The sequence below is a fragment of the Lysinibacillus sp. G1-3 genome (assembly GCF_056322905.1).
In genome coordinates this window covers 1-235 of sequence record NZ_JBWHYQ010000096.1, presented here as the reverse complement: position 1 = coordinate 235, position 235 = coordinate 1, and the positions used below count along the sequence as shown (strand labels likewise).

General features: G+C 38.3%; 1 rRNA gene. It reads right to left on the bottom strand.

Going from position 1 to position 235, the window contains the following annotated elements:
* Positions 1 to 106, bottom strand: a 23S ribosomal RNA gene (locus ACVYAD_RS25340); the annotation flags it as partial.
* Positions 107 to 235: the final 129 nt, after the last annotated feature.

The following is a 235-nucleotide window of genomic DNA, read 5'->3' as shown; positions in this document are numbered from 1 at the left end:
CGGATCAAAGCTCACTTACAGCTCCCCGAAGCATATCGGTGTTAGTGCCGTCCTTCATCGGCTCCTAGTGCCAAGGCATTCGCCGTGCGCCCTTAATAACTTAACCAAGTTATTAAGCCTATAAAAAAACTTAAAAAATAAATGTGTTTGTTACAATTTCAATGTCGTTTTATCCAGTTTTCAAAGAACAAGTTTTGAAGTGTTTCATTCAGAAGAATGAACCTTCAAAACTGAA